Raw genomic sequence first — 15442 nt, forward strand, 5'->3', positions numbered from 1 at the left:
ACAGTCGATTTACTGCGCCAGGTTGTCGCCATTTACGTGAATAACACCAGTTGCATTCTGGAATATGGGGTGCAGCAGCTTATCATCGCTTGTAAAACTGGTACCGTGCATAATATCTCCGTTAGCTTTGGTCATCTCCACCATTTTAGTAGAATAAATAGTCTTCTTTTCGGTATCATAAATCAACTGGTCAGACTTATAAACCGTGCCCTCTGTGTTGCGCGCAACAACGTTCTTCCTGAACTCCATAAATTTATTCTCGTTGCGGGTAACAGCAGAGTCGGAAACGATGGTACCGGCTTCCTTTAGATCCTTGTCGAGAAAGATGATCTTGACACCTTTAGGCATAACGCTGATAGAATCCTTTTGCTTGCCCTGGTATTGCACCATCAAGGGTGAGATAACACGAAACTTCACTATAGCCGAGTCACTGAAAATAACATCTACTCCCTTGGTGGTTTGGATGGGCTTGGTAGCATCAGCTGCAGCTATTGCTTTAATTTTGTTAATATCGTTCTCGCAGGCACTAAAAAACATTGCCGCAAAAAGAGCGGCAAATGTGTAATGCTTTAACGAAACCCGATGAACAAAATTAAGCTTAATCATACCTGTACTTCACAAACCATTGATCGTTCAGGGTAAACGATAGATGAAGGTTTACATACTTTTCTTTTACCAGATTGTTGGTTAGCGTCCCGCGCTGGCCATATTCTGCCGAAAGATTTATTTTGTAGAAAGCGTTATTGTTACGTGGCAACGGCAGGCCTAAACCAAAGGTTGCAGCGTAGCGCTTGATATTGGTGTTGTTTATGTTTAAGTAAGTTTGATCGTAAATCACCCCGAAGCGGTAGTCAACACGGGCAAGATAGCTTGATAGCGATGCTGCATTTGGTGTTACCTGGCCACCTAAGTTAAACGTGCGGCTGTTCTGTAATCCTTTGTTTACACCGGCAACAGTTAAGTTACTCCAGTTACCGATGCTGTAGTCGGCACCTATCAGGTATTTACCATCGTACTGATAGCTAATACCAAAGTGGTTTATCTGTGGCAACGCTACCTTTGCTTTAGGGCTTTGGCGGTTCACCAGGCTGTCAGTTGCTATATCCTGGTTACCATTTGCATCGGTAAAGTAGCTGCTTACAATGTAGCTGTTGCGTGAATTTAACTTAGAGCTTGCTGATGCAGAGTAACCGAAGGTAAGGTGTTTACGTTGCGAAAAATCGATGCTGTACTGTACACCGTAATCGTAAGTTAAACCGTTTATGGCATTACTTTCTTCTTCGCGTGAGTTTAATGTACCGAACAATTTAGGCACTTCTGTTGATTGGGTTTCCTTTAGGTTACCAAAAATGTAAGAACCGTTAATACCCAGCGATAAACCACCAAAACGATGACCGTAACCAAAAAAGAATTTAGATAAGCCGCCATCTCCTGAGTACAGGTAATTAACTTCATTTGTATCTGCAGGCAGCCCTGTACCAAAGTTGCTTTGTTTTTGACGATAGTTGTAACCTAACTCAGAATACGGCATAAGGCCAAATGCGAATGCCGACTTCTTAGATATTGGGAATGCGAACGCCAGGTGGTTGTACCTAAAGCTGGCATTCGTTTGATTGCTCTGACCGCTTTTGGTTAAAGTGTTGATGTTACTGCTTACACCGGCATCAATAATGGTATAATTGATTGACGCGTAAGACGCAGGATTTAGCGGATTAATATAGTTATACCCGCTTATTTTGTTAATGGCAGTGCCTATACCGCCCATACCAAGGCTTTGAGGCAATACACTCGGGCTAAGATCGCCGATACCATACCTGGAGTAAGGTGAACTTGTAGTAGCGGTAGATTGTGCATTTGCACCGGCCGCCGCTGCTGTTAAAGAAAGTATAAGTATGAACCGTATGTATTTAATCATTATGCTTGTATCGCTGCGTTTAATCCTTTAAGAACCAGGTAGGGCTCAATTTTTATATAGGGGGCAAAGATGCTATTTTTCAAAAGAGTATCAAAGAAAATACTATCGCCCCCGCTTAGTATGATATTGCACTCCCGGTATTTATTTGTATAGCTTTCTATAAAACCTGTAAGCTCGTATTTTATCCCGTTTTGCACCCCCGAAGTAATTGCAGATGCGGTGTCGTCTCCGCTACTCCTGTCAAAGCCTGCGTCGGCTTGTAACAATGGCAGCCCGCCGGTATAGTAATTTAAGGCTTTATAACGCATATTTAGGCCGGGTGATATGCTCCCTCCAAAATAATTTGCCTCTGCATCAACATAATCATACGTAATGGTTGTGCCCCCGCTTATCACCATGTTGTTTGTACCGGGGTATAGCCGGTTAGCGCCTATTACCGCCGCCAGCCTGTCGGGCCCTAGGGTTGCTGGTGTTTTATAATGGTTGTTTATACTTGTAGCAACTGTGCTGTTGAAATTTATTGTATCAAATCGGTCTTGCAACTTCAGCAGCCACGTGGCTTTCTCTTTCCTTACCGACGATATTATTGCTTTAGCGATGTTGTAGCCCGCAAGTAAAGTGTCTATCTCCTCTTCAGCAGGATCGGCGTATTGCTCAACACGCTGCAGTTCATCACCTTCAAACAGCGCTATTTTCACCAGCGTGTTACCAATATCAACAACCAGGTTTGCCATTAGGCATTAGCCAACGCTATGATCGACTCGAAAATAGCCAAGCCATCCTGGTTGCCTACCAATGCTTCTGAGGCACGCTCAGGGTGTGGCATAAAGCCAAACACATTGCGGTCTTTGTTACAAACACCGGCAATGTTCTCCAGTGAACCGTTAGGGTTAGCATCGTCGGTTATGTTACCAGCCTCGTCGCAATAACGGAAAAGTACCTGGTCGTTATCATTGATCTCTTTAAGCACATCGGCATCTGCAAAATAGTTGCCCTCACCATGTGCAATAGGTATTTTTAAAGCACGCTCCGGCTCGATACCACGGGTAACCAGCGAGTTGGTGGTTTGTGGTTTAAGATAGATGTTACGGCAGATAAACTTCCGGGTTTTGTTGTGCAGCAGCGCTCCCGGTACCAGGCCGGCTTCGGCAAGTATTTGGAAACCGTTGCAAATGCCAAGCACTTTACCGCCCTTTGCAGCAAACTGTATTACTTCCTGCATAATGGGTGAAAAACGCGCGATAGCGCCTGAGCGCAAATAGTCGCCAAAGGAAAAGCCACCGGGTAAAACTATAAAGTCGGCACCCTGAAGATCATGATCTTTATGCCACAACCTAACCACATCCTGTCCCATAACATTTTGCAGTACGTGGATGATGTCTTCATCACAATTGGAGCCCGGAAATATTACTACGCCAAATTTCATGTTACAAAACTAACACATAAGCCCAAATAAGGACGAATGTAAAAGTTAAAAAGTGTTAAACTGGAAATATACTATGCTGATAAGCAGCAGCAAATACAATCCTTCGTAGAACCAGCGCTTGGTTGCGTTATGAAAATAATAAGAAAAGAATACCGCCAAAGGCACTACGCACATTATAAAATGCACGAGGTTAAATTCTGCTTTTATATAAAAAGAAAGCCCTGCAATAAGCAACACAAAAAACAACAACTGCAAGCATTTACGCACCTGCACGTAACTTTTGTAAAAATTTTGCTGAAGCTTAATAAAGTATAAGGCCAGAATAACTAGCACGGGCACCAACACCAGGTAATTAAGATAATTTATCCTGACAGCATTAGGGAACTTTGAACCCAGGGGGGCCCATATCCTGAAGAAATTACCAAAACGTCCGCTCAAATAATAAATAACAGCCAGGAAAAAAAACACGGTCACGTAGCCAAGTACGGCAGATACCCACTCGCGCCAGCTAAACGGGCGAAAGATGATAAGGCCGATCCACACCGCCAGGAACATGAATATGAATGGGAGATAGATTAGCGAACCAATTGCCACTATTATTCCAAGGTCATAAGCGGTGGATTTTGCATCATCGCCTTTGTAAAAGCTGGCCAGCTTAAATAGCATCCATATAAGCAGGAAGTTGCATATAAGCGGCGCACTTAATATCATGAACGGCTTAAAAAGCGATGCTATTGTTACGTACATTAAAGCCGGCAGAAAGGTGGGCTTGCCCAGCAGGTTATAATGATTAACGAAGTAGTTTACCAGCACTGCCTGCCCCAATACCAAAATACCCGCCAGGAAAACGTTAAGGGCAGGTGAAAAAGCGTATTCGTAAGTTACAGGTACCAGCAACCGTGCAAAGGGTTCCACAAAAATAAACTCCACCTTGTCTGGCGCGCTTACTATAAACCCAATACGCAGCAAGTAGAGCAGAATGGCAAGCCAAAGAATGCTGAGCGGATTATAAAGCTTAAAAAAGTTGACCATAGCGGCTTGCTTGTGGCGGCAAAATTAGCAGAAAAAGCGTATTTGAAGGTATGGATTATTGCCGGGCATACCGCTTTACCATATCATCTACAATTTGCGCCGTCTCGTCGGGGAAATCGACATTGATGCGTTTATCATCGGCAAGCCAGTTGTTAATGTGCGTAGAGAAGTCGTGCCCAATGGTACCTACAACCTTTACCCCCAGGTACGATGCCGCCAGTGCATTACATTGCTGCTCGTACTGCCCCTTCATGGGTATCATCATTACTTTTTTACCCATAAACAGTGCTTCAGCAGGGCCTTCAAAACCTCCACCTGTAAGCAGGCCGGCGCTACTGGCCAGGCTGTTATTAAATGCTTCGTTATTAACAGGAAAAATGTGAACGTTACCTTCCCGGTATGCTGACTTGGTACGTTTACTAAATACGTGCCACTCCGCATCTTTTGCCTGCCCCAGATTTTTTATAAGCGTATTATCACCATAAGCAGGCAGGTATACGCTGTAATGCCCCTTGTTTGATGTTTCCAGTTTACGAATATCGGTACGTATAACGGGAGTATGAATAAAATCGGCGTAACGTTCAAAATGGAAGCCTATGTGATGCGTTGTTGGTGAGTAATACTTAAATAGCCACTCCGCATAGTTCCACTTTGCGGGACGGGGTGTTTTTTTGGACACGAACGAACACTGGTGACTTAACGAAACCGAGGGCACACCCTGAATGCGGCAGGCCCAGGCACTTACCGGTTCAAAGTCGTTTATAATTAAGTCATACTGTTTAAGCGGCAGGCTTCGCATATCGCGCCAAAGCTGCGGAAGGTTCATGATCTTAAAGGTAGCCCAATTATCTACACCTCCTTTTTTTCCAAAAACAAAGCTAAACCCATGAAAACGGTATTTAAGCGGCTGGCTCAGGCTAACTTCCGCTTCGGTGCCGCTTACCAGCAGGTCTACTTCGCCATACTGCTGCAGAAGGGGAACAATTTCGCGGGCACGACTGATATGCCCATTGCCGGTACCCTGTATGCCAAATAGTATTTTCATGGAGATAGAATTGCGGGCAATTTAGCAAACAAAAGTTTACAAGGGGTTAGGAAATGGTGAAACGAGGATAGATATCTTATTTTACTCCGCTTCCTGCCTAAAACGTTCCAGCAGTACCTTAACATCCAGCATGGCGTTCAGGTCCTCGGCATCGGATACATCCTCCTCGTCAGCATCTGATTTAAAATCATCGGGGTTAAACTTGAACACCCGCCAGTCGCCATTGTTGTACTCCAATGAAGTAAGGCTTTCCACCCAATCGCCGCTGTTGAGGTACAGCACGCTACCCGTTTGTTCGGTTGATTGTATTTCCCTTATCTCGGCATGGTGAATGTGTCCGCAAATTACATAGCTGTAGGCCTTCTCAACCGCAAGATCAGCCGCTGTTTGCTCAAATTGGTTAATGAACTTTACGGCATCCTTAAACTTAGCTTTTACCTTTTGGGAAAAGCTCATCTTTTCCCGGCCTATTGCAGTAAGAAACCAGTTTGTTAAGCTGTTGATGAGAATAAGTGTATCATACCCAACAGCTCCTAATTTGGCAAGCCATTTGGAATGCTGCATGGTAACGTCGAAAACATCACCATGAAATATCCAGGCTTTTTTCCCGTCAATGTTCAGTACTATTTTATTTAGAAGCTGAAATGAACCAAGATTGAGGTCGGTAAACTTGCGCAGCATCTCGTCGTGGTTACCGGTAAGGTAATACACTGGGACACCTTCTGTAACAAATTTAAGTATTCGCCTTACCACCTTCATGTGGCTCTCGGGCCAATAAGATTTACTGAACTGCCAAATATCTATTATGTCGCCATTGAGGATGAGCATCTTGGGTTTAATGCTCTTGAGGTACTTTAAAAGTTCCTTAGCGTGACAGCCATATGTGCCTAAGTGCACATCAGAAATAATAACGATATCAACTTCTCTTTTCGCCATCAAAAATGGGGGCTATTATACAAGGCCGGCACCTGGTATCGGTCAGTATCAGAGTAGTGGTTACAAACTGCTGCGGCCTTTATTCCTCGTCGTCATCCTCATTTACCTTAAGCTCATAAGGGCTTAGGTAAAAGGCGCCAAGCAGTACCAGTAAACCAACTACAAACAAATAAGCAAATTCAAAATTCATCTGTCCTTGTTTAAGCAAATATCAGGTAATCAGGTTATTTTACTGTTAAGACTATATTAAATGTAAAAGGTTACTTTAATAGAAGAAGTTTTTTTTGTCCCTTTTAACTCTCATACTAAGCTACCTCTTAAATGTGAAATGCAGATGAAAATTAGGGCTTATTTCGATGTGTTAAAAGACGCCCTTAGCCGTTCCAGCTGCTTTAAATGATGCTGCAGGTGAACACGTATAAATTTAAACCATTGGGCTGCATTTAGCATGCCCATCCGCGGATGCTGCCAGCGTGCGTTGGTTGGGGCAGCGGTTATCAACCCAGCGGTAGTGGCTACCCGCTTGCGTACTTTAATTATCTGGTTACGGGCAGTCTCTTTATCTATTTTCACCGGAGCTACTTTGGCGGCAGCTTCTTCAGGCACTTTTGTGTTAAAGGGTGGGAAAGCTCCCATAAGCAGGATGTACCAGCCTGTAAGTGTAACTCCGCCTTTTGATGGTGGGCAATTATCATGCGTACACCGCTCCAGGACAATAGACGAACCCAAACTGGCTTTCATAATGTGGTCATACACCTCTGCATAGCTCCAGCCATCTTTGGCAGGCGTAACATCAAAGCTACTGTCTGGTATGGTGTCCAGCCATTCGCGGTAGCGGTCTAAAGCCTCGTCAATAGCGCGGCGCTCTTTAGCCAGGTTCATAGGATTAAAGTTAATTCTTTTAAATGATGTATCTGCATAGGTATGTCTGCAGGCTTTTCTACCCGGAATGGGTTAAAATAAATCGCATCCATACCAAACCCCAAAGCGCCACGTACGTCCGCCTCCAGGCTGTCGCCAATCATCAGGCTTTCTTCTTTAGTAGTACCGGCAAGCTCAACCGCATGCTGAAAGATCAGCGGATCCGGTTTATTCACCCCTACCACTTCGGAAATGATCACATTTTGAAAGTATTTTCCCAGCCCGGTTCCGCTTACCTTTATCTCAGTAGATTCTTTAAACCCGTTGGAGATTAGGTGCAGTGTGTATCTACTTTGCAGGTAAGCCAGTGTTTCATGCGCGTGCGGAAAAAGATTTGTTTTATACGGACCAAGCCTTACATAGTCGTCCTCAAATGCAGCAGGTACAGCTTCGGGGTGTACGCCCATTTCCAAAAAGGTCTTTTTAAAACGCGTCTCGCGTAAAACATCCTTGCTTATTTTACCCAGGTGGTACTCGGCCCAAAGCTGGTGATTATTACGGGTATATATTTCTATGAACTCCGCTGCCGACTGCACGCCAATATCTGCCAACTTATAAACGCTATAAAGCTCCAGCAGGGTTTCTTCCGCATTGCGGTCAAAGTCCCAGATGGTGTGGTCAAGATCAAAAAAGATGTGTTTGTAGGATTTGGAATTAAGATTGACGATGTCAGATTGCGGCGTAGAAAACATATAAGCAAAGCTAACAATTCGTACATCTAAAATCCTCCTACGTAAGTCAACTATTCTGTTCCTCCTCCAGGGACCGGGGGCTACACCTTCTCCCCAAACGCCAGGTCCCCGGCATCGCCAAGCCCGGGTACAATGTAGCTTTTACTTGTCATCTCCTCGTCTACCGCGCATACCCATATTTTAGCTTTTGGCAAGTTCGCCCTTACATGGGCAACGCCTTCCGCACTGGCTATTACAGCGGCAAGATGTAACTCGGTTATTTTGTATTGCGCCATCAGTTCCTTGCAAACCCTTACCACACTTTGCCCGGTAGCCAGCATCGTGTCTATCATGATTAACGCCCGCCCATTTATATCAGGTGTTGAAATATGGTCTACCTGGATGGTAAAGCTGCCGCTCTTTTTGGTTTTGCGGCACGCAGTGATAAATGCAGAATCTGCCTGTTCAAACACGTCCATAAACCCCTGGTGAAATGGCAAACCTGCCCGTAGTATAGTTGCCAGTACAGGTTGTGCAGTCGGCACATTTATGCTGGCCGTACCCAGTGGTGTTTGCACATCCTTTGCCTCGTAGCGGAACGATTTACTGATCTCATAAGCCAGTATAGTTCCCAGCTTTTGCTGGTTGCGGCGAAAACGGCCTCTATCCTGCTGAATGGCTGCATCCCGCAGTTCGGCTAAAAACAAGTTGGCTATACTGTCGGTTTTGTTCAGGATGAAGGGCATGGGTGATGTTAGATTTTTAATTTACGATCCCGGATTTACTGCAAGTATAAATCCGTTATAAAGTTTGTTAAATACGTGGCATTAGCAATTCAATTACAAAAAGTATTGAGTACGCCCTGCTGACATAGGGTTGTCACCAACCCTCATTTACTTTGCTTTGCTTGCCAAACACGGCAAAGTCAAAATCGGTTACAAACCCGTAATCGCTGGCTGCTTATTGTTAACTTTGTACTAATGGATTTTAAGATAACTTCTCAATATAAACCCACAGGCGATCAGCCGAATGCCATACGCCAGCTTGTAGAAGGTGTACAAAACGGCGACCCGTTCCAAACACTTTTAGGTGTAACCGGATCGGGCAAAACGTTCACCATAGCCAACGTTATCGAGCAAACACAAAAGCCAACGCTTATCCTCAGCCACAATAAAACCCTTGCGGCACAGCTTTACGGCGAGTTTAAGCAGTTCTTTCCGGATAACGCCGTTAACTACTTTGTTTCTTATTACGATTATTACCAGCCAGAGGCTTTTATCCCTTCGTCAAATACCTATATAGAAAAAGACCTCCAGATAAATGAGGAAATAGAAAAGCTTCGCCTTCGTACTACCTCGGCCCTAATGAGCGGCCGGCGCGATGTTATTGTGGTGTCGTCCATATCCTGCATCTATGGTATGGGTAACCCGGAAGATTTCGCGGCATCGGTATTTAAGTTTGCTGTAGGTACCCGCATTAGCCGCAATGCTTTCCTGCACCGTTTGGTAGAGATTTTATATGCCCGCACCACTGCCGATTTTAAACGCGGAACCTTCAGGGTAAAAGGTGATACGGTGGATATTTTTCCGCCATATATGGACCATGCTTACCGCGTTACTTTCTTTGGTGACGATATAGAAGAACTGAGCGCGTTCGATATTTCCTCCGGCAAGACCATCGAGAAGATGACGCACATGGTGGTTTACCCTGCCAACTTGTATGTTGCGCCGCGCGAACGCTTTCAGCAATCTATCTGGGCTATTCAGGAAGAGTTGGAAGCGCGTAAAAAACAGTTTATTGATGATCAACGCTTTTTAGAAGCCAAGCGGTTAGAAGAAAGGGTCAACTACGACCTGGAGATGATACGTGAACTGGGTTACTGCAGCGGTATAGAAAACTATTCACGCTTTTTTGATGGCCGTCTGCCCGGCATGCGCCCCTTCTGCCTGCTGGACTATTTCCCTGATGATTACCTGATGGTGATTGATGAAAGCCACGTGACTGTGCCGCAAATACGCGCAATGTACGGCGGCGACAGGTCCCGGAAGATCTCACTTGTTGATTACGGCTTCCGTTTGCCTGCGGCTATGGATAACAGGCCCTTAAACTTTCAGGAGTTTGAACGCCTTGCGCCACAAACTATTTACGTAAGTGCCACCCCGGCTGATTTTGAATTAGAAAAATCGGGCGGCGTTGTGGTAGAGCAGGTAATACGCCCTACCGGGTTGCTGGACCCGCTGATAGATGTACGACCGGTAATTAACCAGGTGGACGACCTGCTGGACGAGGTTGATAAAACCATTAAGATGGGCGACCGTGTATTGGTAACCACCCTTACTAAACGTATGGCCGAAGAACTGGCCAAGTACATGGACCGTCTTGGAATAAAATGCCGGTACATCCACTCTGAGGTAAAAACATTACAACGTGTGGAGATACTACGCGGCCTTCGCTTAGGTGAGTTTGATGTGCTGATAGGTATAAACCTGCTGCGGGAAGGCCTGGACCTGCCCGAAGTTTCGCTGGTTGCCATTTTGGATGCTGATAAAGAGGGTTTCTTACGATCAGAACGTTCGCTTATACAAACCATCGGACGCGCTGCGCGTAATGACCGTGGCAGGGTAATCATGTATGCCGATACGATAACTGACTCTATGGAGATAACGATGACGGAGACCAACCGCCGCCGTGAATTACAGATTAAGTATAACGAGGAGCACGGCATTGTACCAAGAACCGTTGGCAAATCTAAAGAGGAGATCATGGAGCAAACATCCGTGGTCGACTTTAAAGGTGGCGTACAACAGGCTTATGTTGAGAATGAGGTTGCTACCCTCGCGGCCGACCCTATTGTGCAATACATGACTAAGGCCGACCTGAAAAAATCTATTGATAACACCCGTAAGGATATGCTTGCTGCTGCCAAAAACATGGACTTTTTACTTGCTGCTAAACTGCGCGATGAAATGTTTGCGCTGGAGAAAATGATGGAAGAGAAGTTTTCGTAACTAAGTACTTACTCAGCAAGCAGCGCTAAAAGTATTTTGATTAAATTTGGATATGGAAACATTAAGTGTACATCCTAAAAATAAAAAACAGTTGGATGCTATTGTAGCGGTTTTAAATGCTTTAGATGTAGCTTTTGAAAAAGAGGGAGATAGCCCCTACGATGCAAAGTTCGTAGCAAAAATAAAAAAAAGTAGAGCTGAGGTTGTAGGAGGTAAAACAACTGCTGTGAAGCCTTCAGATATATGGAACTTAGACTAACCGAAACGGCTAAAGAAGACATCCGTTTTTTTCTGAAGTCCGGGCAAAAACAGGTTCTGAAGAAAATAGAACACCTCCTTTCAGAAATAGAAGAACATCCCTTTACCGGCATTGGCAAACCTGAAGCTCTTAAATATAATTTGACTGGTATGTGGTCCAGACGGATTGATCGTGAACACAGGATAATCTATGAGGTTGTTGAAGATGTTATCTTCATTCATTCCTTAAAGGGGCATTACAACAAATAGCTTTCTACAACCAGAAATAGTGTAAATTTGATTATGCAGTTCTCTGATCTTGATCTTGATAAAACGTACAGCTACGCCGATTACCTTCATTGGACCTTTGAAGAGCGGCTGGAACTTATTAAAGGTAAGATATTTAAGATGACGCCTGCGCCAGCGTCATCACATCAGCGAATATCATGGGTGATTTCTGGTGAGCTTTACAATTATTTGAAAGGTAAATCTTGCCAGGCGTATTCTGCTCCTTTTGATGTTAAGCTTCCGCGGATTGAAGAGAACGCTGCTAATAAAATATACACAGTAGTTCAACCCGACATTTGTGTGATATGCGATCCGACTAAAGTGGACTCCAAAGGCTGCACAGGTGCGCCGGACATTGTTGTGGAGATCCTTTCTCCCGGGAACAACCAAAAGGAATTACGCAACAAGTACGAAGTTTATGAAGAATCTGGCGTGCTGGAGTATTGGATTGTTTCACCTCAGGATAAAACCTTCTTTAAATATGTTATGGCTGACGGTAAATTCCAGCCGTCTAAGCTCATGACAATAGGTGATGTTATTACAACACCGGTACTACCAGGCTTTGAGCTAGACCTTGAAACGGTTTTTGCAGGCATAAACGACGATAATCTATAGTCATCCATTTATCATCAGGTGGGGCTAACATCATAAGCAAACAAAACTTACGTTATAGTACTTATATTTGTAAGCTAATTTTAACCAAATGCTTCTCATCAGGTTCTTAATTATTTCAATTTGTGTGCTGTACATCCTGCGCAGCCTTGCCCGTATATTTATCCCTATGCTTTTCCAAAGCGTAGTGAACAAGGCTCAGGAGCAAGCGCGCGGTCAGCAAAATTATCAGCAGTACAAACGCCCCGAAGGCAAGGTGCAAATAGACCATATACCCGAGGGTGTAAATAAAGGCAAGGTGCCCGATAACGAAGGTGAGTTTGTAGATTACGAGGAAATAAAATAACCAATGCTTCCCGAAAATTTATACAAACGGCGCCGTAACCATAACAACACCCCTCCGCTGGTGCTGCTTATATTGACCAACTGTATTGTATTTGCTTTATTGATACAGTTTTTTGCCGCTTGCGATAAAGTGAACAACTTTTTTTGGGCCGCTTTAGCCGTACTTGCCTTTTACAACCTGTACACCATACGCCGCAACCCCGACGAGCACAACCGGCTTAACATCATTATCTACTCGGCCAGCATTATTGGCATGATCGTAACTTTTTACTTCATGAGCCGGCAGCCGCATAACTGTTAATTAAATCCGCTTTAAAGTTATCGTTCCTATTGTCGTTCAATTTCCTATTTTTGAGGATTAATAAACTGTCCCTTTAAATAATTTAAATGAATAACTGGTTCAAACGTAATGGCATACATTTGGCTGTTACCGGCATTTTCCTGGCAATTTGCTTCTTCTTTCTTACACCCGCATTCCAGGGCAAAACATTAGGACAAAGCGATGTGCTTGGTGCACAATCTACCCAAAAAGAAATTAACGATTACCGTGCAAAGGATACCACCATATTGTGGACTAACCAGATCTTTGGTGGTATGCCCACCTTCCAGATATGGGCACCATACCCCAATAATATTACCACCCATGTAGTAAGTGCTGTAAAAGCAACCTTCCCTAACCCGGTTGATACTGTACTTATTTTGCTGCTGGGCACCTACTTTTTATTTAACGTACTGAAAATGAACCCCTGGCTGGCTGCTGCGGGAGCTGTGGCATTCACCTTCTCGTCGTACAATATGATATTGCTGGTGGCGGGGCACTCCAATCAAGCCTTTGCCATAGCGCTGTTTGCACCTTTACTGGCAAGCATCCTGTTAACGTTGAGGGGTAACTACATTACAGGCGCTGCCTTAACGGCATTCTTCCTGGCTATGGAGATACGTTCTAACCACGTGCAGATGACGTATTATCTAATGCTGGCTATCTTTATTTTGATAGGCATCGAGCTTTACCATGCGGTGAAGGCAAAAACTACAGCACCGTTCTTTAAGGCGATCGGTTTGCTGGCCATATCTACAATCTTAGCCGTGTCAGTAAATGCTTCGTTATTATGGAGCACTGCCGATTACGGTACGGAAACCATCCGCGGTAAATCTAACCTGAAGGCAAGTGATAAAGAGCCAAATGAAGGCTTGGACAGGGACTACGCTTATCAGTATAGCCAGGGCGTTGCCGAGTCGGTTACGTTTTTGGTACCGAATGCCGCAGGCGGTGGTTCAGGTACAGAAACCCTGGATTCTAACTCCGAAGTAGTTAAAGTATTTACAGATAAGAGTGCACCTGTAGAGCAAGCCGTTAACATTGCCGGGCAAATATCCAACTTCCCGGGTATGTCTATGTACTGGGGTCCAAAACGCCCTTCTACGTTTGGGCCGTATTATTTTGGGGCGGTTATCTGCTTCTTATTCGTGCTGGGGCTTATTGTGGTGCGCAGCCGCTTAAAGTGGTGGTTGCTGGCTACGGTTGTACTCACCATGCTGCTTTCATTTGGGGGCAACTTCCCGTTCCTTTCAGATATTTTCTTTAACTACGTACCGCTATATAACAAGTTCCGCGCGGTAGAATCCATCCTCGCGGTTACCGGGCTTTGTTTCCCAATACTCGCGCTGTTGGCAGTTAAAGAATTTATTGACAATCCGGACAAAGCCGACCTGTTTAAAAAACTTAAGATCGCCCTGTACATTGTTGGTGGCCTAACCTTAATATTAGTAGCTGTACCTACAGTTTTGCTCAGTTTTAGAGCATTTGACCAGGTAGATGGTGTAAATGCTTTGACGCAGGCTATGAAAGGCGATAGTGCTACCGCAAACGCTTTCTCCAACGCGCTGGTTAAAGACCGCACGAACCTGGAACGAGCCGATGCAATACGTTCCCTTGTGTTAATATTAATTACTTTTGGCTTGCTTTGGGCATTTGTAAAGCAAAAGATAAACGCCACTGTAATGTCGGTAGCGTTCCTGGTAGTGATATTGGTTGACCTATGGCAGGTAGACAAGCGTTACCTTAAGGACGCTAGTTTCCAGGACAAGGTAGAAGCAGCGCAGGCTGTACAACCACGCGAGGTAGACAACTTTATAATGAAGGATACCGATCCGGATTTCCGCGTGTATGACAACAGCGCAGCCATGAAATATGACCTGTTCAATCCCTTCTTCCACAAAAGCGTAAGCGGCTACTCAGCAGCAAGGCTTAAACGGTACGAAGAGTTGATTGACAACCAGTTCACCAAAAGCATAAACCAGGATGTACTGGATATGCTGAACACTAAATACATCATCACTACCGACCCTAAGACAGGCACGGCCAGCATGCAGGCAAATTCAACCGCTTGCGGGCACGCGTGGTTTGTTAAAAGTGTAAAATATGTAGAAAGCGCCGACGAGGAAATGAAAGCGATAAGCAGCTTTGCACCTAAAGACGAGGCGATGATAGACAAGCAATATAAAAGCGTTGTAGAGGCTAAGCCACTATCTGCTGACCCCAACGCTACCATCAAACTGGTAAGCTACAACCCGCAGCATTTGGTTTATCAAACCAGTTCAGCGGCCAACCAGGTAGCAGTTTTTTCAGAGATATACTACAGCAAAGGCTGGAAGATGTTTATAGATGGTGTTGAGCAGCCTTACTACCGGGCAGATTACCTGCTGCGTGCGGCAACCATCCCGGTAGGTAACCATAAAGTAGTGTTTGATTTCCACCCCGCATCTTACTACACCGGCGAAGGTATCTCAATGGCAGGCTCTATCCTGATGGTGCTGGCCCTTGGCGGTGCAGCATTCACCGAATTACGCAAAAAGAAAACCCCGGAAGTTATGAAAGCTTAACACCTGGCATATGATAAAAAGAAGAGGCTGCTCCTTAACGTGCAGCCTCTTCTTTTTAGGGGAAAACTTAGGGGCTATTTCACCGCCCTTTTACACCTGTATTTTATCCTATTACTTGCAAAT

The 15442-nt window shown here is 44.7% G+C and carries 17 protein-coding genes; 7 read left to right on the forward strand and 10 right to left on the reverse strand.

Annotated features, from left to right (window positions below; genetic code table 11):
- Positions 1-9 precede the first annotated feature (9 nt).
- The 10 genes from lptC to upp all read right to left on the reverse strand — a co-directional run bounded on the left by lptC (position 10) and on the right by upp (position 8692).
- Entirely contained in the window at positions 10-606 is a 597-nt protein-coding gene (lptC, locus tag DYU05_RS18385; protein ID WP_117384611.1) for an LPS export ABC transporter periplasmic protein LptC, read from the reverse strand.
- On the reverse strand, positions 599-1915 hold the full coding sequence (locus tag DYU05_RS18390; RefSeq protein ID WP_117384612.1) for a hypothetical protein: 1317 nt from the start codon (positions 1913-1915) through the stop codon (positions 599-601). The genes lptC and DYU05_RS18390 overlap by 8 nt, the downstream gene beginning before the upstream one ends.
- On the reverse strand, positions 1915-2649 hold the full coding sequence (locus DYU05_RS18395; protein WP_117384613.1) for a type III pantothenate kinase: 735 nt from the start codon (positions 2647-2649) through the stop codon (positions 1915-1917). The genes DYU05_RS18390 and DYU05_RS18395 overlap by 1 nt, the downstream gene beginning before the upstream one ends.
- On the reverse strand, positions 2649-3341 hold the full coding sequence (purQ, locus tag DYU05_RS18400) for a phosphoribosylformylglycinamidine synthase subunit PurQ (RefSeq protein WP_117384614.1): 693 nt from the start codon (positions 3339-3341) through the stop codon (positions 2649-2651). Before purQ ends, DYU05_RS18395 begins: the two co-directional genes overlap by 1 nt.
- Positions 3342-3386: 45 nt before the next feature.
- On the reverse strand, positions 3387-4373 hold the full coding sequence (locus DYU05_RS18405) for a DUF6427 family protein (RefSeq protein WP_117384615.1): 987 nt from the start codon (positions 4371-4373) through the stop codon (positions 3387-3389).
- Positions 4374-4428: 55 nt separating this feature from the next.
- Positions 4429-5418 carry a glycosyltransferase family protein gene (locus DYU05_RS18410; protein ID WP_117384616.1) on the reverse strand — a complete coding sequence of 330 codons (990 nt, stop codon included), beginning with the start codon at positions 5416-5418 and terminating at the stop codon, positions 4429-4431.
- Positions 5419-5499: 81 nt separating this feature from the next.
- Positions 5500-6354: a UDP-2,3-diacylglucosamine diphosphatase gene (locus DYU05_RS18415; protein WP_117384617.1), complete on the reverse strand. Its 855-nt coding sequence runs from the start codon at positions 6352-6354 to the stop codon at positions 5500-5502.
- Between the two features lie 348 nt (positions 6355-6702).
- Positions 6703-7236 (reverse strand): DinB family protein, encoded by a 534-nt coding sequence (locus tag DYU05_RS18420; protein WP_117384618.1) that lies wholly within the window; start codon positions 7234-7236, stop codon positions 6703-6705.
- Positions 7233-7967: a YjjG family noncanonical pyrimidine nucleotidase gene (locus DYU05_RS18425; protein WP_117384619.1), complete on the reverse strand. Its 735-nt coding sequence runs from the start codon at positions 7965-7967 to the stop codon at positions 7233-7235. Before DYU05_RS18425 ends, DYU05_RS18420 begins: the two co-directional genes overlap by 4 nt.
- Before the next feature lie 80 nt (positions 7968-8047).
- The gene (upp, locus tag DYU05_RS18430; protein ID WP_117384620.1) at positions 8048-8692 is read right to left on the reverse strand and encodes a uracil phosphoribosyltransferase; all 645 of its coding nucleotides are present in this window, start codon (positions 8690-8692) and stop codon (positions 8048-8050) included.
- A 234-nt stretch (positions 8693-8926) separates the two neighbouring features.
- On the opposite strand from upp, the gene uvrB reads away from it, so the two are divergent.
- The 7 genes from uvrB (at position 8927) to DYU05_RS18465 (ending at position 15319) form a co-directional block, all read left to right on the forward strand.
- Positions 8927-10954 carry an excinuclease ABC subunit UvrB gene (uvrB, locus tag DYU05_RS18435; protein ID WP_117384621.1) on the forward strand — a complete coding sequence of 676 codons (2028 nt, stop codon included), beginning with the start codon at positions 8927-8929 and terminating at the stop codon, positions 10952-10954.
- Between the two features lie 52 nt (positions 10955-11006).
- The gene (locus DYU05_RS18440; RefSeq protein WP_117384622.1) at positions 11007-11213 is read left to right on the forward strand and encodes a DUF2683 family protein; all 207 of its coding nucleotides are present in this window, start codon (positions 11007-11009) and stop codon (positions 11211-11213) included.
- Complete coding sequence (locus DYU05_RS18445; protein WP_117384623.1) at positions 11198-11461, forward strand: Txe/YoeB family addiction module toxin; 264 nt, start codon at positions 11198-11200, stop codon at positions 11459-11461. Before DYU05_RS18440 ends, DYU05_RS18445 begins: the two co-directional genes overlap by 16 nt.
- Before the next feature lie 33 nt (positions 11462-11494).
- Positions 11495-12094, forward strand: coding sequence for a Uma2 family endonuclease (locus tag DYU05_RS18450; RefSeq protein ID WP_117384624.1), 600 nt, complete (start codon positions 11495-11497; stop codon positions 12092-12094).
- Positions 12095-12182: 88 nt separating this feature from the next.
- Positions 12183-12437, forward strand: a complete 255-nt coding sequence (locus DYU05_RS18455) for a DUF4834 family protein (protein ID WP_117384625.1) — start codon at positions 12183-12185, stop codon at positions 12435-12437.
- Positions 12438-12440: 3 nt separating this feature from the next.
- The gene (locus tag DYU05_RS18460; protein ID WP_117384626.1) at positions 12441-12737 is read left to right on the forward strand and encodes a hypothetical protein; all 297 of its coding nucleotides are present in this window, start codon (positions 12441-12443) and stop codon (positions 12735-12737) included.
- An 86-nt stretch (positions 12738-12823) separates the two neighbouring features.
- Entirely contained in the window at positions 12824-15319 is a 2496-nt protein-coding gene (locus tag DYU05_RS18465; protein ID WP_117384627.1) for a YfhO family protein, read from the forward strand.
- Positions 15320-15442: the final 123 nt, after the last annotated feature.

Source organism: Mucilaginibacter terrenus (assembly GCF_003432065.1).
GTDB lineage: Bacteria > Bacteroidota > Bacteroidia > Sphingobacteriales > Sphingobacteriaceae > Mucilaginibacter > Mucilaginibacter terrenus.